Below are 18,137 nucleotides of genomic sequence, written 5' to 3'. Positions count from 1 at the left end.
TCGGACTGCCGGGCGGCCTCCGCGCCGGACGCGATCTCGGCCCGGACGTGCTCCGGGCGGTAGCCGAAGGCGTCGACCAGGTCCTGGGCGTGCGGGCGGAGCCGGAGCAGCAGCCGCTCGATGTAGGACGTAACCGTGCGGGCCCGGCCCGCGGACAAGCGGCCGTTGAGCAGGTACCAGGCCAGGTGCCGCTCGATCACGGTCAGTCCGAACAGGTCGCGCAGCCAGGTGAGCACCTGGCGGGTGCCGGGGTCGGCGACCTGGTCCAGGCCACGGGTGAACGCCTCCCACTGCAGCAGCTCCGCGTGGGCGCGGGCGGTCTCGATCATCTCGTGCTGGTGCGCGTCGAAGAGCGCGGCGGCGACCTCGGGGGCGGAGCGACGTGCCGGGCGCAGGGCCTGGGCGAGCTCGGCGACCATGGTGTGCGCGCGGTCGGCGAGCAGGGCGCGCTGGGTCTCCGGGTCGCGGAGCTGTCCGGCGGAGCGCCGGGCGTCCCCGGCGTCGACCAGGGTCTGCACCGCCCGGGCCAGCGGCATCCGGTGCAGCGCGGCGTCGGTGACCTTCTCGGCCATCAGCCGGGCGATCACGGCCGGGTCGCCGCCGACGGTCCGGGCGTAGTTGGTCAGCAGCCGCTTGCCGACCAGCTGGTACAGCACGGTGTTGTCGCCCTCGAAGGTGACGTAGACGTCCAGGTCGGCGTGCAGCGAGGTGAGCCGGTTCTGGGTCAGGAAGCCCGAACCGCCGCAGGCCTCCCGGCAGGTCTGCAGCGTGTGCAGGGCGTGCCAGGTCGAGGTCGGCTTGAGGGCGGCGGCCAGGGTCTCCAGCTCCTCGCGGCCGTCGTCGGTGTCCTGACGACCCGAGAACACGTCGTCGAACGCGGCCAGCAGGTGCTCGTGCGCGAAGCCGGAGGCGTAGGTCTCGGCCAGCAGCGGGAGCAGCCGGCGGCGGTGCTCGCCGTAATCGAGCAGTACGACCTCGTCGGTGGGGTTCGCGCCGGGGAACTGCCGACGCTGGTTCGCGTAGGTCACCGCGATCTGCAGGCCGATCCGGGCGGCGTTCACCGCGGCGCCGTCCAGCGACACCCGGCCCTGCACCAGGGTGCCGAGCATGGTGAAGAACCGCCGGCCGGGGCTGGCGATCGGTGAGGTGTAGCTGCCGTCGGCCGCGACCTGGCCGTAGCGGTCCAGCAGGTCGGCACGCGGGACCCGGACGTGGTCGAACCACAGCCGGCCGTTGTCGATGCCGTTGAGCCCGCCCTTGAGTCCGTCGTCCTCACCGCCGACGCCTGGCAGGAACTCGCCGGTGGCGGCGTCCCGGATCGGCACGTGGAAGGCGTGCACCCCGTGATTGATCCCCTCGGTGATCAGCTGGGCGAAGACGACCGCCGCGGTGCCGTGCTGGCCGGCGTTGCCGAGGTAGTCCTTCCACGCCGCGCGGAACGGGGTGTGGATCACGAACTCCTCGGTCGCCGGGTCGTAGGTCGCGGTGGTGGCGACACTGGCGACGTCGGAGCCGTGGCCGGTCTCGGTCATGGCGAACGCGCCGGGGACGTCGACGCTCAGAGCGTCCGGCAGCAGGCGGTCGTGGTGCCCGGTGGTGCCCAGGTGCAGGATCGCCGAGGCGTACAGCCCCCACTGCACCCCCGCCTTGATCTGCAGCGACGGGTCGGCGGAGACCAGCTCCTCGAACCGGGCCAGCGAGCCGCCGTGGTCGTCGGCGCCGCCGAAACGCTCCGGGAACGCCCGGTGCACGTTGCCCTCGCGCGCCAGGGTGCGCAGCTGCTCCAGCACCCGGGCCCGGTGCTCGGCGACCGGCTGGCCCTCGATCCGCCAGAACCGCTCCTGGGTGAGCAGCTCGCGGGCGGACCGGCGCAGGTCGGCGTACCGGCCGAGTAGGACGTCGGTCAGGGCGGGGACGTCGACGCGTGCGCCGTCGGACTCGACGTGGTGGCCGGTGCCGGTCGGGCGGACGGTGCGGGACGGGTCGGTGGGTACCGGTGCGGTGGTGGTCATGCGTGCTCCCCTGAGTGGTGCGGCGTCATCGGCGCGTGCTGAGGATGGCTCTCCCGGCCGAGCTGCGGATGAGGTCCGGTCCACAGCCAGCGGGTGATCTGGTCGGCGAGCTGGTCCCGGTCCTCGCGCGGGTCGGTGCGCAGCCAGAGCTCGGCCGTGCCGCGGACGAATCCGACCGCCCCCGCGGCCCACAGCCGGGAGAGGGCGCCGGAGCCGGTCAGCAGATCGGTGATCGAGTCGACGACGTGTTCCGACGACCCGTCGCGGGTCACGAAGGTGTAGACGGCCGGCGAGGACTCGATCATCGCCAGATAGGTGCCGACCATCGCGCGCAGCGCGGCCCGCGGGCCGTCGGCGGTCCGGGCGGCGTCGGCCAGCGCGGCGCGGATGTCCGCGACCACCTCGGTGGCGACCGCCAGCTGCACACCGGTCTTGTCGGTGAAGTAGCGATAGACGATCGACTTGGAGGTGCCGGCGGCGGCGGCGATGTCGTCCATGGACACGTCCGGGCCACGGTGATGGACCAGCTTGCGCGCGGCCCGGGCCAGCTCGGCACGACGGGCCTCCCGGTGGTCGTCCCAGCGCGTGGAACGTCCATCGACGGCGGGCTCCTCCGTCGTCGTCGACGGGATGGCTGTGATCGGCCTCACAGAACCGAGAGTATCAGGTACTGTGAGTTTCGGACATCGATCACAAGGGGCCTTGGTCCCAGATCCGACACCCGGCTACATCGACGACGATGCGGAGCACCTGCCATGCCAGAGACAGCAGCGCCCACGACCCCCACGCGGGCCGTGATCCTCGGGGGTAATCGGATCCCCTTCGCCCGCGCCGGCGGCGCCTACGCCCGGTGCAGCAACCAGGACATGTTCACCGCCGCCCTGAACGGGCTGGTCGCCCGGTTCGGCCTGCAGGGCGAGCGACTGGGCGAGGTGGTCGCAGGTGCGGTGATCAAGCACAGCCGCGACTTCAACCTGACCCGGGAGTCGGTGCTCGGCTCGCCGCTGTCCGCGCAGACCCCGGCCTACGACCTGCAGCAGGCCTGCGCGACCGGACTGGAGGCCGTGGTCGGGGTCGCCAACAAGATCCGGCTCGGCCAGATCGACTCCGGCGTCGCGGGCGGGGTGGACTCGTCCTCCGACGTGCCGGTGACGGTCAGCGAGGGGCTGCGGCACACCCTGCTCGCGCTGCACCGGGCCACCACCCTCCCGCAGCGACTGAAGGCCGCGAGCGCCTTCCGCCCCGGCGACCTCGCACCGGCTTTCCCCGGCGTGGCCGAACCGCGCACCGGCCTGTCTATGGGCGAGCACCAGGCGCTCACGACGGCGCAGTGGGGCATCGGGCGCCAGGAGCAGGACGAGATCGCCCTGGCCAGCCACCAGCGGCTCGCCGCCGCGTGGGACAGCGGGTTCTTCGACGACCTGGTCACCAGCTACCGCGGGCTGCAACGGGACCAGAACCTGCGCCCGGACACCTCGCTGGAGAAGCTCGGAGCGCTCAAGCCGGTGTTCGGCACCCGGCTCGACACCCCCGCCACGATGACCGCGGGCAACTCGACCCCGCTCACCGACGGCGCCTCCAGCGTGCTGCTCGGCTCCGACGACTGGGCGACCGCGCACGGGCTGACCCCGCTGGCCGTCGTGATCGACGCGGAGACCGCCGCGGTCGACTTCGTGCACGGCGAGGACGGGCTGCTGATGGCCCCCGCGTACGCGGTGCCGCGCCTGCTCGCCCGGCAGGGGCTGACCCTGGACGACCTGGACCTGATCGAGATCCACGAGGCGTTCGCGGCCACGGTGGCCGGCACGCTGGCGGCCTGGTCGGACAAGGAGTTCTGCGTGGACCGGCTCGCGCTGGACGACGTACTCGGCACCGTCGACCGGGCGAAGCTCAACGTGCACGGCTCGTCGCTGGCCGCCGGCCACCCGTTCGCGGCCACCGGCGGGCGGATCGTCGCCACCGCCGCGAAGGAGCTGGCGCGCCGGAAGGCCGAGACCGGACGGACGGCCCGTGCGCTGATCTCGGTCTGCGCCGCCGGCGGACTCGGCGTCGCGGCGATCCTGGAGTCGGCATGACCGCGCCGAGCACCGACACCTATCTGGACCTGGTCAACGGCGGGCTCACCGGCACGCTGGCCAAGCGTCTCGGACTGCCCCGGCCCACGCCGCTGCGCCGGTTCACCCCCGGACAGCGCCTGGTCGACGGCCCCGTGCTGGTCCTCGGCGAGGGCAAGGACGCGGACACGCTGGCCCGCTTCCTGTCCGGCACCGACGGCGCGGACACCGGCTGGGACCTGGACGTGCGACGGCACACGGACGACGGCACCCGGTTCGCCGCCGCCGTGCTGGTGCTGACCGAGGTCGAACGCCCGCAGGACCTGGCGGCTCCGCTGCTCGCCCTGGCCCCGGTGCTGAAGACCCTGGCACGGCACGGCCGGGTGGTCACCGTCTCCCGTCCGGCCCGCGACGACCAGGCGCCCGCACTCGCCGCCGTCCGGCAGGGCGTCGACGGGGTGCTGCGCTCGCTGGCCAAGGAGCTGCGCGGCGGCGCCACCGGCAACGGGGTGGTCGCCGCCGACGGAGTGCCGGTCACCGCACCGGCGGTGCTCGGCGCGCTGCGCTTCCTGCTGTCCAGTCGGTCGGCGTACGTCGACGGACAGCTGATCGAGGTCGACTCCGAGGCCGGCACGCTGCCCGGCGACTGGGACCGGCCGCTCGCCGGACGGGTCGCGGTGGTCACCGGCGCCGCCCGCGGCATCGGCGAGTCGATCGCCCGCACCCTGGCGCGGGACGGGGCGACGGTGATCGCCGTGGACGTCCCCGCCGCGGGCGAGGCGCTGACTGCGGTCGCCAACCGGGTGCACGGCACCGCGCTGCAGCTCGACGTCACCGCCGACGACGCCGGGGAGCGCATCCTCCGACACGCACTGGAGCGGCACGGCCGGCTGGACATCGTGGTGCACAACGCCGGGATCACCCGGGACAAGCTGCTGGCCAACATGACCCCGGACCGCTGGGAGCCGGTGCTGGCGGTGAACATCGCGTCCCAGCTGCGGATCAACGAGGCGCTGCTGACCAGCGGCGATCTCACCGACGCGCCGCGGATCGTCTCACTGGCCTCCACCTCCGGCATCGCCGGGAACCGTGGACAGACCAACTACGCGGCGTCCAAGGGCGGCGTGATCGGGATGGTCCGGGCGACCGCGCCCCTGCTCACCCCGTTCGGCGGCACCGCCAACGCGGTGGCACCGGGTTTCATCGAGACCGAGATGACCGCCCGGATGCCCGCGCTCACCCGGCAGATCGCCCGGCGGCTGTCCTCGTTGCAGCAGGGCGGGCAACCGGTGGACGTGGCCGAGGCGGTCGCCTTCCTGGCCTCACCGCCGGCCGGGGGCGTGGTCGGACAGGTGCTCCGGGTGTGCGGTCAGGCGATGGTCGGCCGATGACGGTCGTCACGCTGCCGGTGGTCCCGGGACTCGGCGGGCTGTACCTGCGCGGCGCGGTCGGCGGGCGCTCCCGCACCACGCTGCCCGACCTCGGCTACCGGGTGGCCGGGGTGCGCGCCGACCCGGACCGGCTCACCGCGTACCAGCATCTGCTCGGCGAGCCCGCCACCGATCAGCTGCCCGCCGGATTCGTGCACGTGCTCGCGTTTCCGGTGGCCACCGCGCTGATGACCCGACCGGATTTCCCGCTCCGACTGCTCGGCATGGTGCACCTCGCGAACCGGATCACCCAGCACCGGCCCGTGCACCTCGGCGAGGAGCTGGAGATGCGCGCACGGGCCGACGACCTGCGCCCGCACCACCGCGGGACCCAGGTCGATCTGGTCACCACCGTGCACGGCGCGGACGGCGAGGAGGCCTGGCGCGGGGTGTCGACCTACCTCGCACCCGGCGTCCGGCTCCCCGGTGACGACCGCCCGGACCGCCCCGACCGCGCGGAGTTCCGGGCCCCGTCGCCCACCGGCCGGTGGCGCTACGACGCCGATCGGGGCCGCCGGTACGCCGCCGTCTCCGGTGACGCCAACCCGATCCACCTGTCCGCGCTCAGCGCCCGGGCGTTCGGCTTCCCGCGAGCGATCGCGCACGGGATGGACACCGCGGCGCGGGCGCTCGCCGACGTCGGAGCAGCGCGAGGGGATGCCTTCACCTGGACCGCGGAGTTCGCCGCACCGGTGCTCCTGCCGTCCTCCCCGTCGGTGCGGATCGAGCGGGACCCGGGCGGTTTCGGGTACCGCGTGTGGGACGCCGGTCGGGGGAAGCTGCACCTGCACGGACGGGTGGACCTTGCGCCGTCCGGGTGATCTGCCGGCCCTCCGGTTGCACCGACGTGACGTCGGACACACCGTGAAGAAGCTGTTCTATGCAGGGGGCATCGATGAAGGCAACGGAAGCGAGCGGTATCCACCCGTGGATCCGTCGCGCGCTGCTCACCCTGATCGGCGCGGCGATCGCGGCTTTCGGGGCGCTGGTCCTCTCCGCCCCCACCGCCGGCGCAGCCGAGGGCGACGCCGACTCCGGCGGGCCGCTGTCCGCGGTGGTGGCCCCGGTCGGTGACCTGGTCGGTCAGGTGCTCGGCACCGTGACCGGGGCACCCGCCGCCGAGCCCGCCACCCCGGTGGCGCCGGCTCCGGCGCCGGTCGCTCAGCCCGCACCCGCGGTTCCCCAGCCCGCGCCCGCCGCGCCGCAGCCCGCACCGGTGGCCCCGGCTCCGGCCGCACCGGTGGCCGCGACGCCCGCACCCGTCGCGGCCCAGGACCCGCCCGCCGGCTCGGTCGTCCCCGCCCCGGTGGCTGCGGCCGTGGAGGCGGTGGTCAGCCCGATCGCCGGCCAGGTGGAGCCGGTCACCACTCCGGTCCTGACCCCGGTCGCCGAGGCGCTGGTTCCGGTCACGGAGCAGCTCGAACCCCTGACCACGAGCGTGCTGGGGCCGCTGGCACCCGTGCTGCGACCGGTCACCGCGGTGCTCGATCCCGTCCTCGGGCCGCTGGCCCCGGTGCTCGGCGCCCTCGACCCGGTGCTCGGAGTCCTCGACCCCGTCCTGGAGCCGCTCACCCCGGTGGTCGAGCCGATCGTCGTGCCGCTGCCGACCCCGGTCACGCCGGGCAGCGACGGGGACGGGGTCCAGCCGATCCCCGATCCGGACCTCGCCGTCCCGAGCTCCGCGGCGTCGGCACGCACCCCCACGATCGTCGCGTCGACCGAACGGCGCGCGAGCGCCTGGACGACCGCCGACCGGGCGCCCGGCACCGACCCTGCCGCCGGTGCACCGGCCACCCCCGCGACCAACGACCTGCGACCTGTCGCGCCGGCGGGCACCGGGCTGCCGGGCGCACCCGTCCCTGCCCCGAGCGGACCGGGCGGCACGACCACGCAGCGCGGCAGCGAGTTCGCGGAGCTGACCGGCACCGTGCCCGCTCCGGCCCTCGTCCGGTCGACCCACGTCGGGTCCACCGCGAGCATCGCCGCCACCCCGTTCCTCGACATCCCCAACTCCACCGCCTGAGTCGGCGCGCCGCCCCGCGGCATCCGCCACCCCGCCCTACCGGGCATCCGACTCAGACGAAGGACTTCGATCATGCACACCCTCATCCGACGAGCGCTGCAGACCGCGCTCCTGACCGGCGGCCTCATCGCCGTCGGTGCAGCCGCCGCCCAGGCCGACCCGGGCGACACCGACATCTCCGTCGACCTGGGCGTGGGCCTCGGCGACACCACCGTGCTCAGCGTCCCGGTCTCGGTACCGATCTCCGTCTCCGACCTGGCCGTCGGAGTCGCCGGTGACGCGACCACCGAGGCCGCACCCGCACCCGCCGCGCCGGACCCCGCTCCGGCCGACCCCGCACCCGCCGCGGCACCGCTGGTCGAGGTGCCGGTCACCGTCCCGGTGACCGTGTCGTCGGTTGCGGCCGGTGTCCTCGGCGACGGAACGATCACCGCCGCCCCCGCAGCGGACGCCGACCAGCCCGCACCCGCCGCCGACGCCGCCGGCTCCCCGGACGCCGGGCTCGTCTCGGTGCCCGTGACGGCGCCGGTCACCGTCGACAGCGTCGCCGTCGGGGTCCTGGGCGACGGCACCATCACCGGTGCCGAACCCGCCTCGGCCCCCGCCACCGGCGGGGACGACTCCACCGGCGACGACGCACTGGTCAGAGTGCCCGTCACCGCCCCGGTCACCGTCGGCACCATCGCCGTCGGGGTCCTGGGCGACGGCTCCATCACCGGCACCGGGGACGGCACCGACCAGCCCGCCGCTCCGGCCACCGACACCACCGGCGCCACGGACGACGCGACCGTGTCCGCCCCGGTGACCGCCCCGGTCACCGTCGACACCCTCGCGCTCGGCGTGCTGGGTGACGGCACCATCACCGGCGCCGAGGCCGCACCGGCCCCGACGACCGGCGGGGACGACTCCACCGGCGACGCGCTGGTCGGCGTCCCCGTCACCGCGCCGGTCACCGTCGGCACCATCGCCGCCGGGGTCCTGGGTGACGGCACCATCACCGGCACCGGAACGAGCACCGACCAGCCCGCACCGCCTGCCGACACCACCGGCGCCACGGACGACGCGACCGTGTCCGCCCCGGTGACCGCACCGGTCACCGTCGACACCCTCGCGCTCGGCGTGCTGGGTGACGGCACCATCACCGGCGCCGAGGCCGCACCGACCCCGACGACCGGCCCCACCGACGGCACCGGCGGTGCGCTGGTCGGCGCGCCGGTCACCGCACCCGTCACCGTCGACACCCTCGCGCTCGGGCTCCTCGGCGACGGCACGATCACCGGCACCGGCACCGGGGGAACGACGGGCACCGAGACCGGCACCGGTCAGTCCGACGCCCTGGTGTCCCTCCCGGTCACCGCTCCGATCACCCTCAGCCGGCTCGCCGTCGGGGTCCTCGGCGACGGCACGATCACGCAGTCGACCGTTCCCACCGACGACGACGTCCCGGGTGCCGTGATCGACGACGACGACCCCGTGACGCCGGACGACGACGCGGCGACCGAGCCCGGGGGCGGCACGGACCCGGGGTCCGGTGCCGTGGACACGGTGTCCGCGACCGTCATCGCGACCGACGCCGACCTCGCCGGGTCGACGACGTCCGCTCTGGTCTCCCTCGACGCGGTGCGCACCGCGTCGCTGGCGACCACCGGGGGCGAGGAGCTGCCGCTGGTGCTGCTCGCCCTCGGTCTCCTGCTGGTCGGGACGCTGCTGCGTCGCCCGGCCCGGGTCGCCGCGTCCGCGCGGTGATCCGCCTCCCCCACTCCCGGTGGTGCTCGTTCAGGGGGTCGAGCACCACCGGGTGTGGGCGCGCCGTGCCACAGTGACGCCATGAGCACCCCGATGGACGCACTCGACCCGTGGCTGGGTTCGCTGGAACCCGAGGCCGACCTGGACCGGATGCTGCTGGACGGCTCGGATCTGGCCGGTGCCGACGGGGAGGGCGCCCGGCTGCTGGAGTGCCTGCTGCGCGGCTGCGACCTGGACGGGTCCACCCTGGACCACGCCCACCTGATCGACACCACGCTGGCCGAGTGCCGGGCCGGGAGCATCCGCGCCCGGACCAGCACCTGGCGGGACGTGACGATCGACGGCTGCCGGTTCGGCGCGCTCGAGGTGTTCGGCTCCGCCTGGGACCGGGTCACGATCCGCGGCGGCAAGATCGACTACCTGAACCTGCGGGACGCCAAGATCCGCGAGCTGCACCTGGTCGACTGCACGCTGGGCGACCTCGACCTGGCCGGGGCCGCCGTCCGGGGTCTGCGCACCGAGCGCTGCCAGGTGCGACGGCTCGACGTGACCCGGGCCCAGCTCAAGGACGCCGACCTGCGGGGTGCCGAGCTCCGGGTGCTGGACGGCACCGCCGGTCTGCGCGGCGCCACGATCAGCGCCGAGCAGCTGTACGACCTCGCGGGTGCGCTGGCCGACCACCTGGGCGTGACGGTGGCCTGAAACGCCCCATCTCGCCTCGTTCTGAAACCGCTCAGTCGTCCACCACCGGCCCGCACCCCGCGGCCGCGGTCGCCGCCAGCGCGTCGATCCCGTCCACGCCGGGTCGCGGGTCACCGATCACCGCCCAGCAGCCGTCCACGACGTCGTACTCCGCACGCGGGCCGTCGGTGGTCCAGGCGTGCAGCGCCTCGATCAGCCGGTCCACCGCCTCCACCGGGGTGCCGACCCCGACCGACGCCCGCAGCGCCCCACCGGTGACCCCGAGCCGGGCGAGCAACGGGTGCGCGCAGAACCGGCCGTCCCGCACGCCGATCCCCCACTCGGCGGACAGGTAGGCCGCGACCAGGCCGGGGTCGTCCTCGCCCACGCTGAACGAGACCACGCCGACCGGGTCGGCGGAGTCGGACCAGAGCCGGAGCACCCGGACGCCCGGGATCGCGGACAGCCCGTCGACCAGCCGCTCGCGCAGCGCGTCCTCGTGCGCGACCAGCGCACCGGCGGGCAGTGCGGCCAGCTCCTCGCAGGCGGCGGCGAGCGCGACCGCACCGAGCACGTTCGGCGATCCGGCCTCGTGGCGCGCGGGTGCGGGCTGCCAGAGCGTCCGGTCGGTGCGCACGTCGCGGACAGCACCGCCGCCGGCCAGGTACGGCGTGCCCTGGTCCAGCCAGTCCCGCCGGCCGACCAGCGCACCGGCGCCGAACGGGGCGTAGGTCTTGTGCCCGGAGAACGCGACGTAGTCGACACCGCTCTCGGACAGCGAGAACGGGCGGTGCGGCACCAGCTGCGCGCCGTCGATCAGCAGCCGGGCACCGGCGTCGTGCGCGATCGTGGCCAGCGCGTCGATCGGCAGGCTCTCCCCGGTGACGTTGGACGCCCCGGTCACGGTGACGAGCGCGTAGGTGCCACGGGTCAGCTCGTCACGCAGCAGGTCGAGGGTGGCCGCGGCGGTCGGCCCGCTGGCCAGGACGGTGGCCCGCCGGTCGTCGCCGCCGGTGCTGTGCACCCAGGGCAGCAGGTTGGCGTGGTGCTCGCAGTCCAGGACCAGCACCCGGCCGGGCACGCAGCCCGCCAGCAGGTTGAGCGCGTCGGTCGTGTTGCGGACGATCACCGCCACGTCGTCCTGGCGGGCGCCGACGAACCGGGCGATCGTCTGCCGGGAGGTCTCGTACAGCGCGGTGGACACCTGGGACAGGTACCCGGCGCCGCGGTGCACGGACGCGTACAGCGGCAGCACCTCGGTCACCCGTGCGGCCACCGACTCCAGGGCCGGGGCGGACGCGGCGTAGTCGAGATTCGCGTAGGAGACGGTGCGGCCGTCGACCAGCGGCACCGGGGTGTCGCCGCCGACCACGGGCAGCAGGGCGTCGAGCCGGTCCGCGGCGGGCGCGGACGGGGTGGGAACGGACACGGTGGGTGCAGACATGTCGGACCTCCGGACGTGGAGGGCTGCCCGACGGACCGGGCGAACCCCGCGCTTGCCCCGGCGCCGGACGGCGTGGGACCAGGTCGTCACCCGGGGCACCCCGCCGCGGAGGGAGGGTTGCCGGCCAGCAAGCCGGGGCTACGCGCTGGCACTCATGACCTGAGAACACGATGAACCGGCTCCCGGCGATCCGTCAAGGCGTGACCACTCTGCGGGCGCTCCTGGCGGAACAGCCGGTCGGGTGTCTAGGGTCGGGGCCACCATCCAGAGCGGCCGAGAGATCTGGCTCGACGACGCCGCAGCAGCCCAGGCAGGACGGACCACGGTCCGGACCGCGCCCAGGGTGCTACCGCCAGGACCGATGGAGGAGAGATGAGCGAGTCACCCCTGCCCTACCGCCTGCTGACCGGACCGGACGACCGGTCGTTCTGCGAGCGGGTCAGCGCCGCGCTGGCCGAGGGCTACCAGCTGCACGGCAGCCCGGCGGCGACCTTCGACGGGGAGCGGGTGATCGTCGCCCAGGCGGTCGTCCTCCCCGGTGCGGGCGAGCGCACGGTGCGTCCGCTGTGACCGCGGGCTACGCGGGTGACCTCACCCCGCAGGAGACCTGGCAGCTGCTCGCCGACGACCCGACCGCCCTGCTGGTCGACGTCCGCACCGACGGCGAGTGGCGCACCATCGGCGTGCCGGATCTGCCCGAGCGGGTCGGCTTCGTCGAGTGGGTCGACGGCCAGGGCCGGCGCAACCCCCGGTTCGTGGAGCAGCTGACCGAGCTCGGCGCGGACGACGGCAGGCCGGTGGTCTTCCTCTGCCGGTCCGGCGTGCGCTCGGTGGCCGCCGCGACCACCGCCACCGCGGCCGGGATCGGGATCGGCCCGGCGTACAACGTGCTGACCGGGTTCGAGGGCGATGTCGGCCCGGACGGTGCCCGTGGTCACCAAGGCTGGCGCGCCGACGGCCTGCCCTGGCGGTCGTGGTGACCGCGGCCGGACCCGGCGACTGGCAGGACGGCCTGCTCCCCCGTGACGAGCTGCGGCCGGACACCCTCGCGGTGCGCGGCGGTCAGGTCCGCACCGGGTTCCAGGAGACCTCCGAGGCGCTGTTCCTGACCCAGGGCTACGTCTACGACCGGGCCGCCGACGCGGAGGCCGCGTTCGCCGGGGAGTCCGACCGCTTCCTGTACTCGCGCTACGGCAACCCGACGGTCAGCACCTTCGAGGAGCGGCTGCGACTGCTGGAGGGCGCCGAGGCCTGCTACGCCACCGCCTCCGGGATGAGCGCGGTGTTCACCGCACTGGCGGCGCTGGTGGGCAACGGGTCGCGGATCGTCGCCGCCCGGGCGCTGTTCGGGTCGTCGGTGGTGATCTTCGACGAGATCCTGGCCCGCTGGGGCGTGCGCACCGACTACGTCGACGGGCACGTGCCGGAGCAGTGGGAGCAGGCGCTGGCCACCCCGGCGGACGTGGTGTTCTTCGAGACGCCGTCCAACCCGATGCAGGACCTGGTCGACATCGCCCGGGTCAGCGAGCTCGCGCACGCCGCCGGTGCGGTCGTGGTGGTCGACAACGTCTTCGCCACCCCGGTGCTGTCCCGGCCCCTGCTGTTCGGCGCGGACGTGATCGTGTACTCGGCGACCAAGCACATCGACGGACAGGGCCGGGTGCTCGGCGGCGCGATCCTCGGCACCGACGAGTTCGTGCACGGACCGGTGCAGACCCTGATCCGGAACACCGGCCCGTCGCTCAGCCCGTTCAACGCCTGGGTCCTGCTCAAGGGCCTGGAGACGCTGTCGCTACGGGTCCGGCACCAGACCGCGTCGGCGCTGGCGGTCGCGACCTGGCTGGAACAGCACCCCGCGGTGGCGCAGGTCCGCTACCCCTATCTGCCGTCGCACCCGCAGCACCGGCTGGCGCTCGCGCAGCAGGACGGCGGCGGCACGGTGGCGACCTTCACCCTGCGCACCCCGGAGGGTGCCACCCCCGAGCAGGCCAAGGCGCTCACCTTCGGGGTGCTGGACCGGCTCCGGGTGATCGACATCTCGAACAACCTCGGCGACGCCAAGTCGATGGTCACCCACCCGGCGACCACCACCCACCGGAAGCTCGGCCCCGCCGGACGCGCCGCGGTGGGCATCGCCGAGTCCACCATCCGGCTCTCGGTCGGGCTGGAGGATCCCCGGGACCTGACCGACGACCTGACGCAGGCGTTCGGCGACTGAGCCGGGGGGCGGCCCCCGGTCGGCGGGGGTCAGTCCACCAGTCGGCGCAGCTCGTGCTCCACCCGCTCGCCCCCGGCCAGCGGGTGGAGCACGAGCCCGTCCACGCCGGTGCGCTCGGCCAGTTCACGCAGCTCGGCGAGCAGCAGATCCCCGGTGGTGACCACCCGGGTGGCGGCCGGGGACCAGGTCAGACCGCTCAGCGCGTCCAGGTACTCCAGCTCCGCCCGCTTGCGCCGCGCGGTCCGCTCGTCCGGAGCGAGCACGACGTCGACGTCCAGCAGCACGGTGACCTCGGACCGCCGGCGACCGGCGGCGGCCACCCCCTGCGCGGCCAGGTCGACCAGGTCGGCGAGCTCGGCGACCGACGGCACCGCCGCGGAGAACGACAGCCGGATCACCTCCGCCCGGGCCGCCGCGACCAGCAGATCGGTGCTGGTCAGCGGTCGGTGCTCCACCCCTCCGGGAGCAGGGTCGTGCAGCGAGAGCGCGGGTGTCGGCGTGGGCACGACGGAGAGAGTGGGACGAGCAGGGGCGACCGCGACGCGGTCCAGCACGGGCTGAGCCATGGGAGATGTCCTCGGGTGAGGCGGGTGCGCGCCGGGCCGTCCGGCCTCGGGCGCGCGGGGTCGTCAGCTCAGCGACAACAGACCCGGCTCATGGACACGCAGGAACCGTAACCGTCCACCCCGCGCCCGCACCATCCGCCGTCCGCATCCCGGACAGCCCGGTCGTCAGCCGTGACGCAGCAGATGATGCGTCGCGGTGACGCCGTACGAGGTGAAACCCTCACGCTCGTAGAGGCGCCGGGCGCGCTCGTTCATCCGATGCACCTGGAGCAGCGTTCCCCGCTGCCGCTGCCGTGACTCGCCGACCACCCATCGCAGCGCCGCGGTCCCCACACCCGACCCCTGACACTCCGGCTCGACCTCGATGAGTTCGAGCCAGGTGTCTCCGTCGCGCTCACCGAGGTAGACCGCGCCCGCATCACGGTGGTCCGCGCTCACGACGATCACGTCATGATCGTCGACGAGCGGCCGGAAGAGCTCCCGCTGTTCCTCCGCGTCCCAAGGACCGTAGGCCGACTCCACGAGGTGACGATGCGCGGCCTCGTGGAGGCCGAAGAGCCACTGCTCATCGGCCGGGGTCGCCTGACGCAGCTCGATCTCCATCACAGCAGTATCGACAACCCGGCCGACTTCTCCGGCGAGAAGCCACGTCGGGTCGGACACATCGCCACAGGAACGACGAAAAATGGTTTCTCGACGCGGCACCACGGCGAGCGGTCGGGAGAGGGCCGCAGCGGTCAGGAGACCAGTGCGCGCATGACCGAGGTGAAGAAGCGCAGGCCGTCGGTGCCGGAGCGGGGGCCACGGGCGCCGTCCGGGCCGAAGCCGGACTCGACGGCGTGCTCCGGGTGCGGCATCAGGCCGACCACGTTGCCCGCGGCGTTCGTGATCCCGGCGATCCCGCGGCGCGACCCGTTGGGGTTGCCGTCGGAGTAGCGGAAGACCACGCGGCCCTCGCCCTCCAGCTCGTCCAGCGTCGACTCGTCCGCGACGTACTGGCCGTCCTGGTTCTTCAGCGGGATGGTGATCCGCTCGCCCGTGGCGTACTCCCGGGTCCAGGCGGTGTCCGCGTTCTCGACGGTGAGCACCTGCTCCCGGCAGACGAAGTGCAGGTGGTCGTTCTTGATCATCGACCCGGGCAACAGGTGCGCCTCGGTCAGGACCTGGAACCCGTTGCAGATGCCCAGCACCGGCATCCCCCGGCCCGCGGCGGCCACGATCTCGCCCATTACCGGCGCGAACCGGCTGATCGCCCCGGCACGCAGGTAGTCGCCGTAGGAGAACCCCCCGGGCAGCACGACGGCGTCCACGCCGTGCAGGTCGGCGTCCGCGTGCCAGAGCGCCACCGGCTCCGCGCCGGCCAGTCGCACCGCGCGGGCGGCGTCCCGGTCGTCCAGGGTGCCGGGGAAGGTGACGACCCCGATCGTCGTCATCAGGCCGGGCCCTCGGAGACGACGGTGGACGAGGGCGCCGTGGCGTCGGCGGCGTCCTCGGCGACCCGGACCACGTCCTCGATCACCGGGTTGGACAGCACCTGCTCGGCGGCCTCGGCGGCTGCGGCGAGCACCTCGGGGGTGACGGGTCCGTCGACCTCCAGCTCGAACCGCTTGCCCTGCCGGACGGAGGTGAACTGCCCGAAGCCCAGGCGGGGCAGCGCTCCGGCCACCGCCTTGCCCTGCGGGTCGAGGATCTCCGGCTTGGGCATCACATCGACGACGACTCGTCCCACAGGTGCTCCCTGGTTCGCGACGGTGGTGGTGGTTGCGGCGCCAGGATACCGACCCGCGAGCGGGGGTGGTGCGCGCGTCCGGTGTTACGGCTCCACCGGCAGCCGCACAATCCCCATCCCCGCCGGGGCCCCACCCGACAGGTAGGTCAGCAGCACGTCGTTCTCCGGCTCGGCCAGCTCGGTCGACCAGCCGGCGAGCACCAGGAGCCAGCCCCGATCCAGCACGGCGTTCAGCCAGAGGTCGTCGTGCGGGGCGACCGCCAGCGCGTCGTCGCCGCTCCACAGCGTGGCCCAGCCGCCGGACGCGGTGACGTCGGCCCGGTCGGGATCGAGCGTGGGCAGGGCGCCCGACTCGTCGAGCCCGAGGTCCGCGATCGCCCGGGACAGGTCCGCGACCGCCCATGCCTCGTCCTCGGCCGGATGCAGCACCCAGACCGCGACGGGTCCTCCGTCGCGGGGATGGAAGCCGGCCGCGGTCCGCCCCGAGATGAGTCGGGCGGTTGGCCGGTCGCAGCCATTGCGCAGCACAGTGCGATCGACGCTAGGCACATCGGCGGCGCCGTGGGGCCGCGGCACCCCGGCGTCTGGGTGTCAGCACCCACCCCGGCCCCGAGGCCCACCCGATCGGAGGACGGACGGGTGAAGGAGCAGGTCAGAGACGTACCGGTCGTTCACCCGCATGATCAGAGCGCGCGATGCGTCCAGCGCCCGGCGATCAGGGTGCCCACGACCGGCAACCTGCGCAGATCCGAGGCGGTCAGCGGGTCGGCGTCCAGGACCGCCAGATCGGCGGGGGCGCCGACCGCCAGGCCGAGCCGCTGACCGTCCACCGAGGCGGCCAGCGCGGTCAGCAGGTCGATCCGCTGCTCGGGGTGCCAGGGTGCCCGGCCGTCCCGGCTGCGGCGGACGGCCGCGTCGACGGCGATCCAGGGGTCGAGCGGGGCGACCGGAGCGTCCGAGCCGAGCACCAGGCGGACCCCGGCGGCGTGCAGCGAGCCGAGTGCGAACGCCCGTCCGGTCCGGCCCGCCCAGTGCCGATCGGCGACGTCCCGGTCGTCCATCGCGTGCTCGGGCTGGACCGAGGCGACCACCCCGAGCTCGGCGAACCGGGCGACGTCCCGATCGGTGAGGAGCTGGGCGTGCTCGATGGTCCCGCGGGCGCCGGACTCCGCGAAGGCATCCAGCGCGAGGGTGTTGGCGTGGTCGCCGATGGCGTGGATCGCGCAGGTCAGCCCGTGCGCGGTGACCCGGTGCATCAGCGGGACCAGGTGCTCCGGCGGCACGGAGAGGATGCCGTGCGAGGCGGTCCCCGGGTAGGGGTCGTGGCAGAAGGCGGTCCGGGTGTTGAGCGAGCCGTCGGTGACCACCTTCAGCGGCCCCTGCGTGATCAGGCCGCCGGGGACGAGCGGGTCGCCGGTCCGCAGTCCCTCGTCCAGCACCCGGTCCAGGTGCGCCTCCCAGACCCCGGCCCGGACCCGCAGCAGGTCGAAGCCCGCGGCGGCCCGGCGACGCCAGGGCAGGACGTTGTCGGCGATCTCCAGGTCCAGCACACCGACCACCCCGCGGGCGGCGGCGTCCGCGGCGGCCTCGGTGACCCAGTGGTCCATCGTGGCGGCGTCCACCCGGTCGACGACGCTGGTCAGCGGCAGCCATTCCGCCTCGCGGAGCAGTCCGGCCGGGTGGTCGCCGACGCCGGCATAGCGCAGCCCGGCGGTGCTGAACCACGCGCAGTGCAGGTCGCCGGAGACCAGGATCACCGGGGTCGGACCGACCGCGGCGTCCAGCAGGGCCGCGGTCGGGGTGTCCGGCCAGAGACCGTCGCGGAAGCCGTAGCCGATCAGCGCGGTGCCGGGGGTGAGCGGGGCGCGGTCCAGCCGGTCGAGCACCAGGCGGATCGCCGCGGCGGCCGAGTCGGCCGCGGACACGTCGACCCGCTGGCGGGCCAGCGCCCACTGGTCGAGGTGCACGTGCTGGTCCCACAGCCCCGGCATCAGGGTGCGACCGTCCAGGTCCACCCGCTCGACCGGACCGGCGATCGGCTCCCCGACCCCGGCGATCACCCCGTCCCGCACCAGGACGTCGACCGGTTCCGGCGCCCCGATCAGGCGGGCGTTCGCGAGCAGCAGGTCGGGCATCGGATCTCCAGGGCGGTCGAGTGCGGTACGTCCGCCCCGACACGCCGGGCGACACGCGGGCCGCCGGTCCTCACCTGCCGAACTCGACGTCGTGGGGGC

General features: G+C 74.3%; 17 protein-coding genes, 1 pseudogene and 2 riboswitches. Of the genes and pseudogenes, 9 read left to right on the top strand and 9 right to left on the bottom strand.

All coding sequences use genetic code 11. The features are described from left to right. Window positions 1-2,012, bottom strand: a 2,012-nt coding sequence (locus OGL89_RS15075) for an acyl-CoA dehydrogenase (protein ID WP_263120981.1), incomplete at its 3' end; no start/stop codon positions are given. Beyond that, a complete protein-coding gene (locus OGL89_RS15070; RefSeq protein ID WP_263120980.1) occupies window positions 2,009-2,662 on the bottom strand; it encodes a TetR/AcrR family transcriptional regulator in 654 nt (217 codons plus the stop codon). The genes OGL89_RS15075 and OGL89_RS15070, both read right to left, overlap by 4 nt. Window positions 2,663-2,767: 105 nt before the next feature. Between OGL89_RS15070 and OGL89_RS15065 the strand changes: the two genes are divergently transcribed. The 6 genes from OGL89_RS15065 (at window position 2,768) to OGL89_RS15040 (ending at window position 9,967) form a co-directional block, all read left to right on the top strand. Continuing rightward, entirely contained in the window at window positions 2,768-4,087 is a 1,320-nt protein-coding gene (locus OGL89_RS15065; RefSeq protein ID WP_263120979.1) for an acetyl-CoA C-acetyltransferase, read from the top strand. Then, on the top strand, window positions 4,084-5,457 hold the full coding sequence (locus OGL89_RS15060; RefSeq protein ID WP_263120978.1) for a 3-oxoacyl-ACP reductase: 1,374 nt from the start codon (window positions 4,084-4,086) through the stop codon (window positions 5,455-5,457). The genes OGL89_RS15065 and OGL89_RS15060 overlap by 4 nt, the downstream gene beginning before the upstream one ends. After that, window positions 5,454-6,317 carry a MaoC/PaaZ C-terminal domain-containing protein gene (locus OGL89_RS15055; protein WP_263120977.1) on the top strand — a complete coding sequence of 288 codons (864 nt, stop codon included), beginning with the start codon at window positions 5,454-5,456 and terminating at the stop codon, window positions 6,315-6,317. The genes OGL89_RS15060 and OGL89_RS15055 overlap by 4 nt, the downstream gene beginning before the upstream one ends. Window positions 6,318-6,391: 74 nt before the next feature. Continuing rightward, window positions 6,392-7,519, top strand: a complete 1,128-nt coding sequence (locus OGL89_RS15050; RefSeq protein ID WP_263120976.1) for a hypothetical protein — start codon at window positions 6,392-6,394, stop codon at window positions 7,517-7,519. A gap of 72 nt (window positions 7,520-7,591) precedes the next feature. Beyond that, on the top strand, window positions 7,592-9,265 hold the full coding sequence (locus tag OGL89_RS15045; RefSeq protein WP_263120975.1) for a hypothetical protein: 1,674 nt from the start codon (window positions 7,592-7,594) through the stop codon (window positions 9,263-9,265). A gap of 81 nt (window positions 9,266-9,346) precedes the next feature. Then, window positions 9,347-9,967, top strand: coding sequence for a pentapeptide repeat-containing protein (locus tag OGL89_RS15040; protein ID WP_263120974.1), 621 nt, complete (start codon window positions 9,347-9,349; stop codon window positions 9,965-9,967). 31 nt (window positions 9,968-9,998) lie between these two features. Here the strand turns inward: OGL89_RS15040 and OGL89_RS15035 are convergent, their stop codons facing one another. After that, a complete protein-coding gene (locus OGL89_RS15035) occupies window positions 9,999-11,390 on the bottom strand; it encodes an aminotransferase class V-fold PLP-dependent enzyme (protein ID WP_263120973.1) in 1,392 nt (463 codons plus the stop codon). 43 nt (window positions 11,391-11,433) lie between these two features. Then, a riboswitch (SAM riboswitch) is annotated at window positions 11,434-11,550 on the bottom strand. Window positions 11,551-11,647: 97 nt separating this feature from the next. Next, window positions 11,648-11,758, top strand: a riboswitch (SAM riboswitch). Window positions 11,759-11,762: 4 nt separating this feature from the next. On the opposite strand from OGL89_RS15035, the pseudogene OGL89_RS15030 reads away from it, so the two are divergent. The 3 genes and pseudogenes from OGL89_RS15030 to OGL89_RS15020 form a co-directional block, all read left to right on the top strand. Continuing rightward, window positions 11,763-11,933: pseudogene (locus tag OGL89_RS15030) on the top strand (DUF1737 domain-containing protein); the annotation flags it as partial. A gap of 23 nt (window positions 11,934-11,956) precedes the next feature. Beyond that, the gene (locus OGL89_RS15025; protein WP_263120972.1) at window positions 11,957-12,370 is read left to right on the top strand and encodes a rhodanese-like domain-containing protein; all 414 of its coding nucleotides are present in this window, start codon (window positions 11,957-11,959) and stop codon (window positions 12,368-12,370) included. Beyond that, on the top strand, window positions 12,364-13,608 hold the full coding sequence (locus tag OGL89_RS15020) for an O-succinylhomoserine sulfhydrylase (protein WP_263120971.1): 1,245 nt from the start codon (window positions 12,364-12,366) through the stop codon (window positions 13,606-13,608). The genes OGL89_RS15025 and OGL89_RS15020 overlap by 7 nt, the downstream gene beginning before the upstream one ends. A gap of 29 nt (window positions 13,609-13,637) precedes the next feature. Here OGL89_RS15020 and OGL89_RS15015 read toward each other — a convergent pair whose 3' ends face one another. The 6 genes from OGL89_RS15015 to OGL89_RS14990 all read right to left on the bottom strand — a co-directional run bounded on the left by OGL89_RS15015 (window position 13,638) and on the right by OGL89_RS14990 (window position 18,038). Next, window positions 13,638-14,174, bottom strand: coding sequence for a hypothetical protein (locus tag OGL89_RS15015; protein WP_263120970.1), 537 nt, complete (start codon window positions 14,172-14,174; stop codon window positions 13,638-13,640). Window positions 14,175-14,339: 165 nt separating this feature from the next. After that, window positions 14,340-14,777: a GNAT family N-acetyltransferase gene (locus OGL89_RS15010; protein WP_263120969.1), complete on the bottom strand. Its 438-nt coding sequence runs from the start codon at window positions 14,775-14,777 to the stop codon at window positions 14,340-14,342. A gap of 134 nt (window positions 14,778-14,911) precedes the next feature. Then, window positions 14,912-15,607: a phosphoribosylformylglycinamidine synthase subunit PurQ gene (purQ, locus tag OGL89_RS15005; protein WP_263120968.1), complete on the bottom strand. Its 696-nt coding sequence runs from the start codon at window positions 15,605-15,607 to the stop codon at window positions 14,912-14,914. Then, window positions 15,607-15,903, bottom strand: coding sequence for a phosphoribosylformylglycinamidine synthase subunit PurS (gene purS / locus OGL89_RS15000; RefSeq protein ID WP_263120967.1), 297 nt, complete (start codon window positions 15,901-15,903; stop codon window positions 15,607-15,609). Before purS ends, purQ begins: the two co-directional genes overlap by 1 nt. A gap of 84 nt (window positions 15,904-15,987) precedes the next feature. Next, window positions 15,988-16,332 (bottom strand): hypothetical protein, encoded by a 345-nt coding sequence (locus OGL89_RS14995; RefSeq protein WP_263120966.1) that lies wholly within the window; start codon window positions 16,330-16,332, stop codon window positions 15,988-15,990. Between the two features lie 254 nt (window positions 16,333-16,586). Further along, window positions 16,587-18,038 carry an amidohydrolase gene (locus tag OGL89_RS14990; RefSeq protein WP_263120965.1) on the bottom strand — a complete coding sequence of 484 codons (1,452 nt, stop codon included), beginning with the start codon at window positions 18,036-18,038 and terminating at the stop codon, window positions 16,587-16,589. Between the last annotated feature and the right edge of the window lie 99 nt (window positions 18,039-18,137).

It is taken from the genome of Cellulomonas sp. RIT-PI-Y, assembly GCF_025642745.1.
Classification (GTDB): domain Bacteria; phylum Actinomycetota; class Actinomycetes; order Actinomycetales; family Cellulomonadaceae; genus Cellulomonas.
This window is presented reverse-complemented; position numbering and strand designations above follow the sequence as displayed.

Coding starts and splice junctions, on each gene's coding strand:
- OGL89_RS15065 (WP_263120979.1), top strand. CDS start 2,768: ATGCCAGAGACAGCAGCGCCCACGACCCCCACGCGGGCCGTGATCCTC.
- OGL89_RS15060 (WP_263120978.1), top strand. CDS start 4,084: ATGACCGCGCCGAGCACCGACACCTATCTGGACCTGGTCAACGGCGGG.
- OGL89_RS15010 (WP_263120969.1), bottom strand. CDS start 14,777: ATGGAGATCGAGCTGCGTCAGGCGACCCCGGCCGATGAGCAGTGGCTC.
- OGL89_RS15015 (WP_263120970.1), bottom strand. CDS start 14,174: ATGGCTCAGCCCGTGCTGGACCGCGTCGCGGTCGCCCCTGCTCGTCCC.
- purQ (WP_263120968.1), bottom strand. CDS start 15,607: ATGACGACGATCGGGGTCGTCACCTTCCCCGGCACCCTGGACGACCGG.
- OGL89_RS15040 (WP_263120974.1), top strand. CDS start 9,347: ATGAGCACCCCGATGGACGCACTCGACCCGTGGCTGGGTTCGCTGGAA.
- OGL89_RS15035 (WP_263120973.1), bottom strand. CDS start 11,390: ATGTCTGCACCCACCGTGTCCGTTCCCACCCCGTCCGCGCCCGCCGCG.
- OGL89_RS14990 (WP_263120965.1), bottom strand. CDS start 18,038: ATGCCCGACCTGCTGCTCGCGAACGCCCGCCTGATCGGGGCGCCGGAA.
- OGL89_RS15050 (WP_263120976.1), top strand. CDS start 6,392: ATGAAGGCAACGGAAGCGAGCGGTATCCACCCGTGGATCCGTCGCGCG.
- OGL89_RS15055 (WP_263120977.1), top strand. CDS start 5,454: ATGACGGTCGTCACGCTGCCGGTGGTCCCGGGACTCGGCGGGCTGTAC.
- OGL89_RS15045 (WP_263120975.1), top strand. CDS start 7,592: ATGCACACCCTCATCCGACGAGCGCTGCAGACCGCGCTCCTGACCGGC.